At 50.9% G+C, this 15,506-nt stretch carries 19 protein-coding genes; 9 read left to right on the top strand and 10 right to left on the bottom strand.

Translation table 11 applies throughout. The features are described 5' to 3' along the window. Window positions 1-46: 46 nt before the first annotated feature. Both FY046_RS02515 and FY046_RS02510 read left to right on the top strand, forming a co-directional pair. Entirely contained in the window at window positions 47-481 is a 435-nt protein-coding gene (locus FY046_RS02515; protein ID WP_446185718.1) for a putative T6SS immunity periplasmic lipoprotein, read from the top strand. A gap of 254 nt (window positions 482-735) precedes the next feature. Then, window positions 736-1,254 carry a GNAT family N-acetyltransferase gene (locus tag FY046_RS02510; RefSeq protein ID WP_446185717.1) on the top strand — a complete coding sequence of 173 codons (519 nt, stop codon included), beginning with the start codon at window positions 736-738 and terminating at the stop codon, window positions 1,252-1,254. Window positions 1,255-1,347: 93 nt separating this feature from the next. Here the strand turns inward: FY046_RS02510 and FY046_RS02505 are convergent, their stop codons facing one another. The 4 genes from FY046_RS02505 to FY046_RS02490 all read right to left on the bottom strand — a co-directional run bounded on the left by FY046_RS02505 (window position 1,348) and on the right by FY046_RS02490 (window position 3,791). Next, entirely contained in the window at window positions 1,348-1,785 is a 438-nt protein-coding gene (locus tag FY046_RS02505) for a VOC family protein (RefSeq protein ID WP_015697722.1), read from the bottom strand. A 197-nt stretch (window positions 1,786-1,982) separates the two neighbouring features. After that, on the bottom strand, window positions 1,983-2,456 hold the full coding sequence (locus tag FY046_RS02500) for an NUDIX hydrolase (RefSeq protein WP_446185716.1): 474 nt from the start codon (window positions 2,454-2,456) through the stop codon (window positions 1,983-1,985). A gap of 272 nt (window positions 2,457-2,728) precedes the next feature. After that, window positions 2,729-3,172 carry a MarR family winged helix-turn-helix transcriptional regulator gene (locus tag FY046_RS02495; RefSeq protein ID WP_167863678.1) on the bottom strand — a complete coding sequence of 148 codons (444 nt, stop codon included), beginning with the start codon at window positions 3,170-3,172 and terminating at the stop codon, window positions 2,729-2,731. Beyond that, window positions 3,165-3,791, bottom strand: coding sequence for a type 1 glutamine amidotransferase family protein (locus tag FY046_RS02490; protein WP_446185715.1), 627 nt, complete (start codon window positions 3,789-3,791; stop codon window positions 3,165-3,167). Before FY046_RS02490 ends, FY046_RS02495 begins: the two co-directional genes overlap by 8 nt. A gap of 225 nt (window positions 3,792-4,016) precedes the next feature. Between FY046_RS02490 and FY046_RS02485 the strand changes: the two genes are divergently transcribed. Beyond that, window positions 4,017-4,502 carry a GNAT family N-acetyltransferase gene (locus FY046_RS02485; protein ID WP_446185714.1) on the top strand — a complete coding sequence of 162 codons (486 nt, stop codon included), beginning with the start codon at window positions 4,017-4,019 and terminating at the stop codon, window positions 4,500-4,502. A 242-nt stretch (window positions 4,503-4,744) separates the two neighbouring features. After that, complete coding sequence (locus tag FY046_RS02480; RefSeq protein WP_133842120.1) at window positions 4,745-4,954, top strand: DUF6434 domain-containing protein; 210 nt, start codon at window positions 4,745-4,747, stop codon at window positions 4,952-4,954. A 213-nt stretch (window positions 4,955-5,167) separates the two neighbouring features. Here FY046_RS02480 and FY046_RS02475 read toward each other — a convergent pair whose 3' ends face one another. The 4 genes from FY046_RS02475 to FY046_RS02460 form a co-directional block, all read right to left on the bottom strand. Continuing rightward, window positions 5,168-5,497 (bottom strand): NIPSNAP family protein, encoded by a 330-nt coding sequence (locus FY046_RS02475; RefSeq protein ID WP_446185713.1) that lies wholly within the window; start codon window positions 5,495-5,497, stop codon window positions 5,168-5,170. A gap of 197 nt (window positions 5,498-5,694) precedes the next feature. Next, complete coding sequence (locus FY046_RS02470) at window positions 5,695-6,555, bottom strand: SMP-30/gluconolactonase/LRE family protein (RefSeq protein ID WP_446185712.1); 861 nt, start codon at window positions 6,553-6,555, stop codon at window positions 5,695-5,697. A gap of 57 nt (window positions 6,556-6,612) precedes the next feature. After that, window positions 6,613-7,086, bottom strand: a complete 474-nt coding sequence (locus FY046_RS02465; RefSeq protein WP_004958554.1) for a DMT family transporter — start codon at window positions 7,084-7,086, stop codon at window positions 6,613-6,615. A 14-nt stretch (window positions 7,087-7,100) separates the two neighbouring features. Further along, entirely contained in the window at window positions 7,101-8,498 is a 1,398-nt protein-coding gene (locus tag FY046_RS02460; RefSeq protein WP_446185711.1) for an amidohydrolase family protein, read from the bottom strand. Between the two features lie 130 nt (window positions 8,499-8,628). Between FY046_RS02460 and FY046_RS02455 the strand changes: the two genes are divergently transcribed. After that, a complete protein-coding gene (locus tag FY046_RS02455) occupies window positions 8,629-9,546 on the top strand; it encodes a LysR substrate-binding domain-containing protein (protein ID WP_042569315.1) in 918 nt (305 codons plus the stop codon). Between the two features lie 94 nt (window positions 9,547-9,640). Here FY046_RS02455 and FY046_RS02450 read toward each other — a convergent pair whose 3' ends face one another. Beyond that, entirely contained in the window at window positions 9,641-10,831 is a 1,191-nt protein-coding gene (locus tag FY046_RS02450; RefSeq protein ID WP_446185710.1) for an MFS transporter, read from the bottom strand. Between the two features lie 87 nt (window positions 10,832-10,918). Between FY046_RS02450 and FY046_RS02445 the strand changes: the two genes are divergently transcribed. From FY046_RS02445 to FY046_RS02435, 3 genes are all read left to right on the top strand, one after another. Further along, window positions 10,919-11,716 carry an AraC family transcriptional regulator gene (locus FY046_RS02445; RefSeq protein ID WP_446185709.1) on the top strand — a complete coding sequence of 266 codons (798 nt, stop codon included), beginning with the start codon at window positions 10,919-10,921 and terminating at the stop codon, window positions 11,714-11,716. Between the two features lie 337 nt (window positions 11,717-12,053). After that, entirely contained in the window at window positions 12,054-13,274 is a 1,221-nt protein-coding gene (locus FY046_RS02440; RefSeq protein ID WP_171149174.1) for an MFS transporter, read from the top strand. Window positions 13,275-13,284: 10 nt separating this feature from the next. Beyond that, window positions 13,285-13,767 carry a glutathione peroxidase gene (locus FY046_RS02435; RefSeq protein WP_446185708.1) on the top strand — a complete coding sequence of 161 codons (483 nt, stop codon included), beginning with the start codon at window positions 13,285-13,287 and terminating at the stop codon, window positions 13,765-13,767. A gap of 82 nt (window positions 13,768-13,849) precedes the next feature. Here FY046_RS02435 and FY046_RS02430 read toward each other — a convergent pair whose 3' ends face one another. Beyond that, window positions 13,850-14,683: a hypothetical protein gene (locus FY046_RS02430; protein WP_446185707.1), complete on the bottom strand. Its 834-nt coding sequence runs from the start codon at window positions 14,681-14,683 to the stop codon at window positions 13,850-13,852. A gap of 223 nt (window positions 14,684-14,906) precedes the next feature. Between FY046_RS02430 and FY046_RS02425 the strand changes: the two genes are divergently transcribed. Then, window positions 14,907-15,377 carry a DUF1203 domain-containing protein gene (locus FY046_RS02425; protein ID WP_446185706.1) on the top strand — a complete coding sequence of 157 codons (471 nt, stop codon included), beginning with the start codon at window positions 14,907-14,909 and terminating at the stop codon, window positions 15,375-15,377. Window positions 15,378-15,506 lie beyond the last annotated feature (129 nt).

Here is a 15,506-nt window from a genome sequence, read left to right as displayed (position 1 = left end):
GACGCCAGCGGTCAGGATAAATAGGGATCATTCCCAGGGAGTTTTCATGATAATCAGAAAAATGCTGCTTTTGACTCTTTTTAGCTCACTTCTCACCAGTTGCGGATTGATGGGCGACTATATTCCCTCGGATGAAATGGCACCGGTTTTAAGGACTGATGATGGATTTTGTTTCCCGATTAAAAAACCTGGTGATTATTACGCTTATTACCTCTCGATCAGAGATCGTAATGCGCCCGAGAGGTCTGGATTCAACAAGTTGCACCCTGCGATAAAGATTGACCACAGCCAGTTCTGTATCCCTGAGACTTATTATTCATTCCCGGACTCCGGTGAGGTACGCGTCGATATTGCTTTACGTTCACCAATGCAAAAGATGAAACTCCGCGATATTGTGTCTGAATTCAGAATGGTGAAGGGCGTGCCGCAGCCCTTCACTGCGGATGAGTATACAGTGCCGACTTACGATTCTGAGGATTAGCGATCGGGATAAGAGGGGGGTTGACGTTGATGCTGAAACCACTCAGGTTTCTTCACGCCAGCTCTGTCGTAGCAGACTGAAATCATCCAGGAGAGAGTCTTCGTTGTGAGGCGAGGCTTTGCTTCTGGTTGTCAGGGTCATCCACTTGGGCGGTTTGCTTTATGTCAGAAGCGCACATTACTTACATCGTGCTATGTTGATTTATGTGGAGAAATTCACCAAAAGTCATACCTTCTAGTCAATAGGATTGTCAGATGAATGTAGAAACTGCGCGTTTAAGGCTTGAACCCTATCATGACTCACACTACGAAGGCTTAAGGGTGATGGATAACGATTCCGGCGTGATGCGGTATATCAGCAAGGGGATTGTTAAAACACCAGAAGAGACCTGGGAAAGTATCAGGCGTGTTCAGGCCCGATGGCAGAAATACGGATTTTCGTGGTGGGCTATCAAAGAGAAGGCTTCCGGGGCCATCGTTGGCGCAGCATGCCTCCAGTACCTGGCAAACGTTGAGGGTGCACCCTTAGAGATTGGCTGGCGGCTCGTCCCAGAACAGAATGGCAAAGGCTATGCAACAGAAGCGGCGAAAGCGATTATTGATTTCGCGGCAGAGCAGATAGGCGCAACGTATTTAGTGGCTGTTGCCGATCCTGAAAATGCTCCCTCTCAGCGCGTGATGCAGCGATTAGGCATGACTTACAAAGCAATAGAACAGCATTACGATGTACCCTGCGTAGTTTATGAACTGAGGATTCAGCGCGCTGAATCGTAATAGGGATGTGACAACGTCCGCTTCGTGCCCAAAAGCGGACTTTGCAAACATCTCTGTTTTAATTAGAGGATAACAGGTCATGATATGTGGGCCTCATTGACTGCGTTCCATCAATTCAAGCGTCTGACCATCAGGGCTTTGTAAATATATTACTCTGGTTCCCTGCATGGGGCCTGACAATACTGTCTGAGGTTTACCCGGCGTCTTCCAGCCGTAGTCCGATACTTTGCCCAAGAGCGTATCAAGATCCTCTACATTAAAAGCAAGGTGAGCGTAGCCTGGGATATAGGGCGCTGAAGGTTCTTCTGGCTGCTCAATGTTATTGTATTGTAGTAATTCAATTCGAATATCAGCCAGTTCAAGCAAAGCCATTCGTACATCAGCTCCCCTTGCACCTGTTACCTCATCGATTATAGGTCCGGACATTTTTCCTTCACGTAATAGTTTACCTCCAAGAATCTGAGTCCAAAAAAATAATGAGTCTTCAATGTTTTTAACTGAAAAACCAACGTGATTAACACTTAAGATCATGCAATTACCTGCTGATATTTGAAAAGTTCATCATCCAACTATATAGAAAGCCAGCTTTATTTCTACAAGATAAATGCGCGACCGTTTTACAAGCCTGCATCTTTTATCGATAAATTGCGAATGTCCGCTTTCGCTCTCAGCGGACCTTCAGCTTCACGTGCTTGTCTGCTGAGTGCCAGAAGCGAACGTTCAGGATATCATGATGCAGTTAACGTCGAAGATCCGGCTGACTTGCTTTCAAGGATGTTAATGATTAAGTCGCGTGGAAAAATTGTCTCATTGGTGTGTATGATTTCTTCTATTGTCCACCAATGATGATCGCGAATGACTTCCTTTTCATTGCGACTCCACCCTGAGCGGTCGACATCGACAGTATTTGCATTAATCATAAAGAAACGTTCTTCAGCAAGTACCGTCTCCCCACTTGTTAGCATCATTGTGAAGGTTCGGGACGCTATTTGTGGTCCGGTTAATGTTCTTGTCAAACCCGTTTCTTCAAATAATTCGCGTATAGCGGCCTGCTCGAAAGATTCATTTTTTTCAAGCCCTCCGCCCGGCGTTGCCCAGTATGTTTTTCCTCTCAGAGCACCCTCTTTATGACAGAACCTAAAGAGCAGGACGTGATTTTCAGGCGAAAGAATGATCAATCGAGATGATGGTCGAATGCGCACGTACCCTCCTTAAAAAAGCTTAAATACTCATTCTCGATATTTATCTAAACATAAATTGCAGCCTGAATCGGCCTATAGGTCTGCATTTTTTTACAGCTTTAATCTCACTCAACGTCCGCTCCTCGCCCATGGCAGACAGCAGACCGGGTCCCGCTTCTGGCTGCTTAATGCCAGAAGCGGACAGAAACTATGAGCTTGATGAGATCATCGTTTTCACGCTAAGCCATCAGGGTTGTGTTCCAGAAACGGGAAATGGGCAAGCCCACATGCTTTTAAGATCGTACAATTTCTTCGAGCGTATTTCGCAGTCCGGTCATAGCATCAATAATTTCTGCCATCTTGTCTTTCCCTATTCTATCTTCTAGTTGCTTTGCAAACGCAGCGTGTTGCGGACTGATTTTATTGACAACCGCGTACCCCTTTTCTGTCGGATGGAGCAGCATAGCTTTGCGGCTTGATGGGTTTGAAGTGAAATATAGCATTCCCTCAGCAACGAGTTGGAGACTTGTTCTGCGTACGCTCTGCCGTGTTATTCCCATCCTTCGTGCAATTTCTGACTGAGTTAAGGGTTCTTTCAGAACCGCGCCAATGACCTGCCAGCGGGTTGCTGTAATCCCTACCGGCGCAGTAAGCTGTTCAGCAACAGTAAGAAACAGGCCATTCAGTGCGAAGGTCGTCAATGCTAAAGTACTCAGCTTTTCCTGTGTTTCACTCATCGCTATGTTCCGCCATAAGTTCGAAAAAGCCTTCAGGATTGTGGTCTTTATATAACTTACTCCAGGCACGCAATGTCGTGTCGGAGTAAACATCAAGTTTACGGAAAATTTCGATCGCAAATTCAATTGGAGCAATTCCGCTCGCAGTGATCAAGTTTCCAGAAGTTACAACCAGTTGGTCCTGGTAGTGGGCTCCACCTTTATAGCCCACCATTTCAAGAAAAATTTTTGCATTACTGGTGTGTGGTAATTCATCCAAGAGTCCACCTTTAGCAAGTGCAGCCGTTGCCCCACAAATGGCTGCAACTGGGGTTCCGGCACTTAAGAACTGAGAGGCTGTTTTGACAAAGCTATCAATCCCTCCTTTTAGAGCAATATCTGCACCAGGTAATATCAGCATCTGACTTTTTTGCGGTTCCAACGTGTCCAGACTGAGGTCGGGAACAATCTTTAGCCCACCTTTACTGATAATCGGCGCTAGCGATTTGCCAACTGTTTTTACCTCAAACATCCCTGGTTTTTTATGGAATTCAGGTGAGTTTAAATGTGCGATTACATAACCCACCTCCCAATCAGCCATGGTGTCGTAAATCGCGAGATGAACTGTTTTTTTATTCATTCCTGTCATTCCCTGTTTAAATTTGACAGCAGAGCACCAAGATGACAGCTTGCTGTCATCTTGGCAAATGAATAGTGTGTACACCATACGGTCTTGTCTGGTTGAGTGATATCGGGTATTCGGGCATCATCAGGTGCCATAGGCGTGGAGCAACGTGACGTCATTATTGATGCCAGCGTGAGCTTGGGAGTGACATTATCTGCAATCTGTTCTATGAGGCGTTAAATGGATATCTTACTTGAAGATTTCACAGAAATGTGTTTCTCCGATTATTTCAGACTTGTCAGTAGCGTAGAAGTTATGGCTATGATCACAGAGCGTGCGATTCCCTATGATGAGGCATGCCATGATTTTGAAAAGATGCTTAATAACAATGCACGGAATGCAGAATTAGGCTGTTTCAGGATTGTAGATGCTAATAAAGGTAATTTTATCGGCCTTGCTAAACTGGTGCATATTAGTGAAAAACTGCAGACCGCCGAGCTTGGTTACATGCTATTACCTGAATTCTGGGGGCGCGGTATCGCCAGCTGTGTCACCAGATTACTGATTAAGAAAGCCAGTGAAAATCTTGAAATATCCACACTCATCGCCATTATCGATCCTGCAAATGCGGCTTCGAGAAAAATTCTGACGAACCATGATTTCGTTTCCGTTGAGTTCAGGGATTTTGATGGTTTGCCAGGTGAAATTCTACAGCGAGCAATATAGTCAATAATTTTTATCAATTTTTGTTACCCGATTTATTACTGTCCAGGATCAGTCTTTAATGAGATTTATTTCTATGGTTGTGATTTGATTTTTTTATAATTTTATATCGTGATTTACGTTAAATATAGGGACATGTATCCCTTGATACATGTCCGCTTGTCGCTCATATCCGGCGATGAAGTCGACATTCAGACCATTCCGGGTAAGAACAAATGCAAAAAAAACCATTACAGGGGGGTAAATTGAAAATAGATTGGCATAGCTCATTGCTTACACGTGCTACGAATGTGGATAAAAACTATAAAAACACTCAAAACGTCCGTCGTTTCATGATTAAGGCGTGTGGAGACGACTTTCGATTTAATCGAGAATTTATGGCCTGGATACGTAATGATGTTCCAAAAACTTTAGGTGATGTCGTCGATGAGTGGAAACGCAGACAGTCATTGTAGGTCTGCTCTCCGCTCAAAAATGCCTGTCATGCCTGCCTAAGAAATAGGCTTAGCGTAGGATGTTTCCATTTTTCCATCGGAAAGTCAGCCCCGATTTGTCGACTCTGTGATCATCCATACGGACGTCAATCAGACTTCCTTTCGCCACGCAAACAATGTGACGACAGTTCCATCCTTTATAGCTGTGATGGGCAGTCAGCCCACGCTGAACAATCAGCTGGATCGCAAATTCTCAATGGCATTGTTGCTAAGCATGAGCACGGACTTAACGCTGACGCTGATTCTATCGACAATGGCCTGCCGGGGGCCAAGACGCCACTCTACGCTGTTATAAAAAGATTCCTGAGAGGATTTCAGCTGGGAGAGGCTGTCATAAGCTCTGATCAAATAGTAAGCATCGTCGTCATGGGCTGATATACCAAAAGAAATGATATCCATACCCGCTAAACGGTGAAGTGGGGCACTCTCCTCCGTCATTATCCTGTGGAAGTCTTTCCCGGTGCCGGGTTTTATGGTGTACAGCAAAAATTCGACTGTTTTCATCTTCGATATCCTGTTCATTTTTATCATCATAGCGAATTATTGCGCCGTGGAACCATGAGGCTTGCCAGAACTGGCGTTGCGTCCTGATTGATATTAGCTCTTTCCTCGCCATGCTGGGCCTGAGCGGCTTCTGAGTGCCAGAAGCAGACATTTTCTCTCAGCCTGAAGCACATACAGTGCTGCTAGTATCCAAATCGTTACACTGTATTTGCTGCAAACCGGCTTTCTGATAAGCCGGCATTCACTTCGGACTCAGCCTTCAGCAAGGCACCATCATAAATTGATGGCGAAGAAAGACCCACAGAAGCCGTGGTGCAATAGAGGCGGGTGAAACCCTCACCGGCCAGTGTCGGGCAGGTGCTCTGAATTCCATTGGATGACAGGATAGCGTCTGTGGTTCCATCCGGACGGTAACGGACAACACGACTCCCTCCCCATTCAGCATTCCATAGATAGCCCATGCCATCCACGCAGGAGCCGTCGGGCGCCCCGTTGCCTTCGATTTCGGTGAACACGCGCCGGTTTTGCAGTGAGGGGTAATCGCAGCAGAAGATTTTGCCCTGCATTGAGTCGCTGTAGTAGATCGTGCCACCATCGGGGCTGAAACACAGGCTGTTCGGGATAGCGACATCGGGCAGTGCAAGCGTCTCAACAGTCAGTGTTGCTGCATTAAGTCGATGAAATTTGCCGATAACTTTTACGGGATAACCGTCATCCATTGTCCCAAAGACAAAATTACCGGCACGGTCGCACCGTCCATCACCTATGCGGGTGCCTGATTCTCCCGGTGAGGTGGCCACCTGGGTAAGTAACCCGGTATTGAGATCATAAAAAGCCAGCCTGGATGCGAGCCCCATCAGCAGAATGTGGCTTTGTCCGGTCAGAGCAAAGGAGCCAAGGCGTTCTGGTAGCGACCAGCGCATAACCGCGTCATTGTCTTCTCCTAAGGCGAGCAGCTCACTGCCTTCGATGTCAGTCCAGTAGAGCCTGCGGGTTCTTTCACACCACAGCGGGCACTCTCCCAGTGTATTCCTGACCTCAGCTGCAATTGAAAACATGATAATCCTCCGGATATAAAAGGTCGTAATGCACGATGGCAAAAGTGGATAACGCCGTTACTGCAGAAAACGTGCAGAGAGCCGATCGCCGAAAAGCATGACGGCAAGTCCGATCAGCATGACAACCATGCCCCCCAGCCTGAGTAACGAAACCGGACGCCGCACAGCGCCCAGCAAGCCAAAATGATCAATCATCTGCGAGGAAAGTAACTGTCCGACAATCGCCAGCCCGAGCAGGGCTGAAAACCCAATTTTCGGCGCAAGCACGACATAGCTGAACAGTGCACATGCGCCTATCATTCCGCCCGCCAGACTCCAGAGGGGTTGCGACGGGATCGCCGCCAGCGATGTCATCAACCCACCCCGCAGCAGCGCGTAAATCCCCAGACTGAACGCGCCCGCCGTAAATGAAAACAGCGCCGCAGTGACCGGGTCGCCGCCCAGTCCCTTTGCCAGCTGGCTGTTCAGGGTCGTCTGCAGGGTGATCCCAAGACCTGCGGCAAAAGCGATTACGTAATAGATCATGCCCATGCTTTTCATCCTGGTCAGTCGGCCTGCACCAGCGGCAGGAAGGTGTCAGAAAAAATGTCAGGCTGGTAGCCAGAGGCTGCAAAAAGGTGCTCACGCGACTCATCAATCGCCGCATGTAGTCGCGCGCTGTCTACGCCCAGCACCTTACCGTTCTGTTTAACGATGCGTCCGCCGATCATGACGGTGTCGATGTTGCTGCGCTCGGCGGCATGAACCACCGTGCCAAAGGCATTGCCGGATGGGTAAAGATTGAGATCACTGACGCTAATCAGCACCAGGTCGGCTTGTTTGCCTGGCGTCAGGCTGCCCACTTTGTCCTGCAGCCCTGCACAGGCAGCGCCATCAAGAGTCGCGGCTTTAAGGAGCTGCGCCGCCGGAAGCGTTTTCAGCGCATGTTCAGAATCGCAGCACTGCTGCTGATGCATGCCCATCACGCGCTGCAGGTAAAAGGCGACGCGCATCTCCATAAACATGTCGGTGCTGTACGACGTTTCATTGTCTACGCTCAGGCCAGGGTTGATGCCATGACGCTGCGCGGCCTCAATGGCGAACATCCCGCTTTCGATGCCATAGTGCGAATCTGAGCGCGGGCAGACGTTCACCCGGACACCGGCCTCCCGCAGAATTTTCCATCCCCGGTCGGGCAGCGCCGTGCAGTGATTGAAAATATTGTCCGGACCCAGCAGCCCCTGCTGATGCAGCGACTCAAGTTCAGCCCCCATCTCAGCGCCAAAGAACTCAGTGACAATCGACAGTCCCAGCCTGCGGGCCTCGGCCCACAACTCCGGCTCCAGCTGGGCCATGACGGCGAGAGAGACCAGGCTTTCAGGATTGTCGGTGAAATACTTATCCTGCAGACGCTGCCAGTTTCCCGGCCAGTGGGCTTTATCCCATTCGCCAGCTACCGGTGCGCCGGAAGCATGAATGGCACGAATGCCGGTATCAAGCAGGGCCTCCACGGCGGCATCGGAATGCGCTGCGGTTCGGCTGTTGTGCGAGTTATCGATCATCGTGGTGATGCCCGCGTCAATAGCGCCCAGCGCCGTCAGCAGGTTGCCAACATAGATATCGGCAGGCCGGTAATATTTAGCGAAGGAGAAGTGCGTGGCGTTGCTGTAGTCGTCCAGGCAGGTGGCGTTTGGGTTAATGCGGCGCAGCTGTCCTTCCCATGCGTGGCGATGAGAATCGACCATTCCCGGCATGGCGATCATGTTGCTGGCATCAATCACATGAGCACCTGATGCGTCCAGGTTATGGCCCACGGCAGTAATAGTCGACCCAGTGATGAGGATATCGCCGCGCTCTATATTACCCATGCGCTCGTCCATGCTCAGTATCGTTGCGCCACGAATCAGCGTTGCCGATGGCGTGTCAGTCTGATTGTTAACAATATTTCTGATGTAATCTGTCATTAAACCTGCCTCCTTCCTGATTAATGAGGAAACGATACTCCACGCCATTATCCTGAAAAAGATGCTTAAACCGTTTTCATAATTCATAATTCGCGAATAATCAGACTCACTTTTACCCAGGAGCAGGATGATGGATCGGATTCAGGCTATGCAGGTTTTTATAAGGGTTGCTGAAGCTGGAAGCTTTGTGCGCGCGGCAGAGACACTGTCACTGCCAGCTTCCACCGTCACCAGCACGATTAAAAATCTGGAGAAATACCTGCAGGTGCGTCTGCTTAACCGGACGACGAGGCGGGTCAGACTCACTCCTGAAGGCCTGCAGTATCTTGCGCAGTGCCGGGAAATCCTTTCACTGATTGAACACACGGAATCCAGCCTGACCGATTCCGTCAGGCGGCCCCAGGGGCGACTGCGGATAGATATGCCCGGTGGGATCGCCCATTTTATCGTCATGCCGAATCTGAAAGATTTTTACCGGCTCTATCCGGATATTTATCTGATGATTGGCGTCAGCGACCGGCAGGTTGATCTTGTTCAGGAAGGTGTGGATTGCGTCATCAGAACCGGGGAATTAACCGACTCCACGCTGGTTGCTCGTCCCCTTGGCCGGTTTCGCTGGGTGACCTGTGCCTCGCCGGACTATCTCAGGGAGTACGGTATCCCTGAGACGCCGGAAGCGTTGTCGCAGCATCGGGCAATCCATTACTTTTCCGGTTCGGGAAGACGGACCAATGAACTGCGTTTTACGCGTGGCACTGAGATGCTTTCCGTTCCGGTAGAAGGAGATGCAGCCGTTAACGAAACGGGACTCTATATCAGACTGTGTCTTGAGGGTTTTGGGCTGGCGCAGCTTGCTGAGAATGTGATTTCGGAGAATCTGCAGCAAGGCAAGCTGGTCGAGGTTCTGGCGGACTGGCAGCCACCTTCAGTGCCGGTGACGATGCTCTATCCGCATCAGCGTTTTCTCTCTCCCGCAGTGCGTGCTTTTGCTGACTGGGTCGCCGGGCTTTTTAACGATGGCGCAGGTCAAAAACGGTCTTCTCTGTAAAAGGTCGCCTTAAGTAGCAGGGATATTTATCGGAACGATAATGGAGAGTATCCGCAGCAGGAGAACAGAGCGCTCTCCTGTTTTGTCGGCAAATTCAGCCCGACTGCTGTGCCGGTTCCAGGTGTGCATTTCGTCCGGCAGCCATTCCTGTGCAGGCACCAGCGACCGCGATTGCTGCGGTCATCAGTAATGGCAATGTCCAGCCTCCGGACAACTCCTGTACTTTGCCCAGCAGCAGCGGACCCATCGCCGCCATCAGATAACCGACGCTCTGCGCCATGCCTGACAGCGCGGCGGCGTCACCGGCATTTTTGGTACGTAGCCCGATGAAGGTCAGGGCCAGCATCATACTGGCACCCGAGCCGAAGCCGAGAAGAGCAGCCCACAGCATCGCCAGATTCGGCAGGTACAGGATGCCGATAAAGGACGCAGCGGTTAACAGGCTGACGCCGGCAGCGGCTGCTTTCTGATCGTTGAGGCGACGCAGCGTGGCCGCCAGAATCAGGCCGGGAATGGCGGTGGTCAGCTGAAGAATGCCGTGTACTTCACCGGCCTGGGCTGAGGAGAGTCCATTGTCCGTCAGAATGGCTGGCAGCCAGCCGACAGCAACATAAAACGGCATCGCATTCAGGCCCATAAATAAGGTGACCTGCCATGCCAGAGGCGAGCGCCAGACCGCGACGGGCGCCGCTTTTTTCTCACCCGATGCTGGCAGCTGATGCTTTTTCTTTAACTGGGGCAGCCATAAAAGCAGCGCAAGTAGAGGCGAAATTACGAGCATCGCCAGTGCGATGTTCCAGCCCCAGCTCAGTGCAAGAGGAATGACAATGACAGAGCCAACTGCGCCAGCGGCGCCCATCGTGATGGAATACGCCCCCGTCACGGAGGCCATATTGCCGGAAAAATCACGTTTGATAAGGCCAGGCAGCAGGACATTGCCCAAGGCAATCCCGATACCGATGAAAATTGTTCCGCCATAAAGCGCCCAGATACTGCCTGTGGAGCGAAGCAGGATGCCTGCAGAAATCACTGCCAGGGCACCAAAAAGGGTGCGTTCCATACCGAACTTCCGGGAGATAGATGCGCTCAGAGGAGAAAAGGCGGCAAAGGCCAGTAAGGGCAGCGAGTTAAGCAACCCAACGGCAGTCATACTCAGCCCAAAATCATGGCGAATGTGTTCTAAAACGGGAGCGATAGCGGTAAAGGGAACGCGCAGGTTAATGGCAATAAAAAGGATACCGGTTACAAGTATGATTGAAGGCCACTTGTTCGAAGTGTGGGGCATAAATTTGACTTTCTCTGGAAAAAAGAAAGACTTTAAAGTACGCATGAGTTACAGAATATAGATAACCTGACAACATATAGCTAAATCATGCCACTTAATAAGAAAAAACCGGTGACTTCACCTGAAGATTTTGATGCTGATGCTTTCAGTCAGGCTGCTATCGCCCTCCATGTATCATCATCAGGCGAGTATGCCGGGCAGAGTCCGCATGCTCACTGTAAGGGACAACTTATTATCTCTTTACGTGGTGCAGTGAGTTGTGAGGTTCAGGATGCGCTGTGGCTTGTTCCACCGGGACATGCTGTCTGGGTTCCGGGTGAAACCCCACACAACTGCCGGGTCACGAAGAATGCAGATACCTGCTTTCTGTTTATCGAACCCGGCGCGGCAGCGATGCCGGAAATCTGCTGTACCCTGGCGATTACTTCTCTGGTCCGCGAGCTTGTTCTGTATCTGGCCGGGCAGGAACATGATTATTCTCCTGACAGTAAAACGGCCAGGCTCGCAGCGGTGCTGCTGGAGCATATTCCGGATGTGCCGGTTGAAGCGCTCCATCTTCCCGTATCCGATCATCCTAAAATCCGGAATATGGCGGAGGCACTTTTTAATGAGCCTGATGATCGGCGAACGTTAAAGCAGTGGGCTGCACATCTGGTCACCAGCGAAAGATCGCTGGCCAGGCTGATAAAAGAGGCGACAGGAATGAGCTTTGGGCGCTGGCGTCAGCAACTGCATTTGATGATTGCCCTGAGCCATCTGGCTGAAGGTCAGTCCGTGCAGCGCGTAGCCGGGACTCTGGGGTATGATTCGGTCAGCGCGTTTATTACGATGTTCAGAAAAGCGCTGGGTAAATCACCGACGCAATATTTTTCGTCTCTAAACTAGTGCAAAACAACACAAACTGGATTTTTACAAAGAACGCCAAGGTCCGCTCTTCACTCAAAGCTGGCCTTTAGTTCTCCTCTCCATCTGCGGAATGCACCCTGCTCCGACGACATTCCCCATGCCCCCTTGACCCTTAACGCCATTTCCCCCATCTTCTCGTCGTCCCATTGTGGCAATGACGTTGACGGGGCAGGAGATGAGCACTATTTTTGAGCCGGGTTCACGCGTATAAACAGCAAGGTTCTTCAAGTACTGAACAATCAAAAGCCAGGCAAATTAACCCGGGCCATCGTGCCGGGGTTTTTCGTGATGACGATTCTTTCTGGGGCGAATGTTGATGAGATTACGTTCACTGCAAGTTCTCTGTTTGCTCAACTTTTTTATCGCGGATGTCCGCGATGGGCTGGGGCCGTTTTTAGGTATATTTCTGGTGTCCCATCACTGGCGGGCAGAAGAAATTGGTCTGGTGATGACGGTGGGGGGCCTGGCCGGATTGTTAGCCACGTTCCCCTCAGGGATGATCGTCGATGCCACGCGTTACAAACGTCTGTTAATTATCACTTCATCCCTGCTCATTACCTTGAGCGCGCTTGCCCTCTGGTATTTTCCGACTTCCGTCGTGGTGATTTTATCGCAAATCATTACCGGTATCGCGGCCGCTATCGTCGCGCCAGCCATTGCCGGCATCACCTTAGGCATCGCCGGTCAGAAAGGTTTTTTGTCGCAGATGGGCCGAAATGAAGCCTTCAACCATAGCGGTAATATGGCGGTGGCGGTGCTGGCAGCGATAACCTGCTGGGTCTGGGGCACGGGTTCCGTGTTTTTACTGATGACCACGATGGCGGTATGCGCCGTGATGTGTACATTAGCGATTAATAAAAACGATATTGACCATGATGTCGCGAGAGGGGTGGAAAAACACGAAGGTCCGACGGTTTCGGTCTCTGTTCTGGCGTTGCTAAAGCGACCTGAACTGGCGGTAACGGGGGTGACACTGCTCCTCTTCCACCTGGCCAATGCGGCACAACTGCCGATGTTAAGCATGCAGGTCGCCTCCTCTCCCTCGGGTTCCCTGTTTACGCCTGGCACCTATGCCGCCCTGACGGTCGCGATTTCTCAGGCGGTGATGATCCCTGTTGCATTGCTCACGGCAAGATATGCCGCACAGTATGGCTATGCCAGGCTTATCGTCATTGCGTTGATCGTATTACCTGTTCGTGCCGCGATTGCGTCTTTCTGGGGCAATGAATTTGTTATATTTCCAGTCCAGGCGTTAGACGGTGTCGGTGCGGGAATTTTGGGCGTGGCCGTACCCGGACTTATCGCCTCATTGTTTAATGGCTCAGGACATATCAACGCAGCGCTTGGGCTGGTTATGTTACTCCAGGGGCTGGGTGCCTCATTCAGTCCGGCGTTGGCTGGCGTCATCGTAAGCCATACGTCATGGAGCTTCGCCTATATGATTTTGGCAGGCATTGCGCTCTGTGCTCTTTTCATCTGGCTGATGTTTCGCCGGTACGTTTTTAATTCACGTCAGCCTGAACAAGAGACGATCTGAGGATCCCGATATGACCGCCTTTCACCAACTTACCGCCACCAGTCTGGGTGGCGAGCTCATCCCGATGGCCGACTTCGCTGGCAAGCTGGTTGTGGTGGTGAATACCGCCAGCCATTGCGGCTTCACGCCACAATACGCAGGCCTTGAGGCGCTCTACAAGAAGTATGCTGCACAGGGGCTGGTGGTGCTGGGTTTCCCCTGCAACCAGTTCGGTAAGCAGGAACCCGGCGGTGCCGACGACATCGCGCAGACCTGTCACATCAACTACGGCGTGAGCTTCCCGATGTTCGGGAAAGTGGAGGTCAACGGAAACGCTACGCACCCGCTGTTTCGTTACCTGAAAGACGCCTTGCCCGGCGTGCTGGGTGGACGGATCAAGTGGAACTTCACTAAGTTCCTGATCGGACGCGACGGCAAACCGCTGAAGCGTTTTGCCCCGTTCACCTCCCCCGAGAAAATGGAAGCTGCTATCCTGGCTGCACTTGAAAACTAAGGGCTCCTGTTATCTGCTGGTCGTCTAAAACGACGACGACCCCGATTTTCATCGTTCATCCGTTAACGCGACAGAGCCTGAATCAGCGATACAACCATTCCCCAAAGTAGAGGCGAACAGCCTCCCTGTCATATTTGTCCTCGCCACGCCATGCTGCGGCCGCCGCTGACCAGTCGCTCTTGCCGTGAATCGGGCGATCAAAGGATGCTGGCCTGAGCACGTCCAGGTGGGCAAGGATGTCGATGATTGTACGTCGTTCGTCCTTCGACGATTTAACGGCGGCAGCCAGTCGCTTTTCTAGCGCACCGGCATGGTCGGTCGGTTGGCTTGATTCGATGGTCGAGAGGATGCTCTGGAGGATTACGATGTCCTCCTCCGTCGGCTCTGGAATATCGGCGCGTTCCAACTCTTGCAGATCAAACCACGTATAGATCAGCTGGCCGTGACGGACGCCGCCCCACTTAATGCGTTCGAAATTGAGGACGTTGAGATCCTCATTCTCATAGCGCTCAGCGCCAATCGTGAGGCCGGGTACGACATTCCGGCAAACGCTGCAGGTATGGCTCGTGCTCTCTATGGAACCGTCCGGCCGAAAACTTTGCCCGCTGATAACCGGCGCGTATTGATGTGGAACCATTTGACGGGCGAGGTTGTATGAGGCGATGCCTGACCGCCAGTCGAGCCTTTTTGCCGACAGGCTGGCCAGAAAGGCGTGTGCCGCTTTGGTTGGCGACATCCGTTTCGCCATCGCCAGGACGTTCTCCAGACATTCGTCGTGGGTCACGTTGACCGGATCGAACATCATCCCCTGGGATTTGGCATAAGCGAAGTCGTCGGGGGCGGTCTTTTGTTCAGAGAGCCAGCCGCTGCTGCTCCAATATGTTTTGAACAGTATGTTCTTTGCTTTCTTGTCCATGATGGCTTCCGAAAAGTCTGTCGTTGGGCCTGTGCCAGTCGCTCACAATGATGTCATCCAAAAATTTGAGTACATCATTGATGAGTGAAAGCGTAGGGCAGGGACGGTAAGAAGGGGATGTCCGCGCCTCGGTTAAAGCTAAGTGATAATTTCCCTGACCGATAACAGCGAGTTCCTCCTGCAAATAACCGCTAATGTCATGCTGAAAACCACAGGAGACATGATGAAATACAGAATTTCTGGCCTGAGAGCCGAGCAGTTTACCCATCTTTTTGGACAGAGCGATACCTATCTAAAAAGATACGGTGCCATCAGAAAAACGGTAGTGAGCTACCCCGGCTATCCCGACAGAATCTCGTTGTGCGATATCCCTGCTGGCGAAACCGCGCTTCTGATCAACCACATCTACCAGCCTGCAGATACCCCTTATTTCGGCTCTCATGCCATCTATATATGGGAGGTATGTACCCAACAAGGCATTTACCTCAATGAATTACCTGAGGTGATGAAAACCAGAGTGCTGTCATTGCGGGCCTATGATGAAAATCACTTTTTAAGACGGGCAGATATCTGTGAGGGACAATTTTCTGAAAATCTTATTGGCCTTTTTTTTGCCGATCCGCTGATTAGTTATATCCAGATACACAATGCGAAACAGGGATGCTATGCCTGTTGCGCTGAGCGTTCTGAATGAACCTTCAGACCTCTGCCACCAGATTGAAACGCCGCATCTGTCGGTTCAGTGAAGCTTACGAGTCTGACGGTAAGTGTCAGAAACCCACAAATTCTAACCACGACGTCCAGAACTCCTGCTTAAAACCAG

This window comes from Erwinia sp. 1181_3, assembly GCF_052824965.1.
The sequence above is the reverse complement of the archived record's forward strand: the minus strand, read 5'-3'. Positions and strand labels throughout refer to the sequence as shown.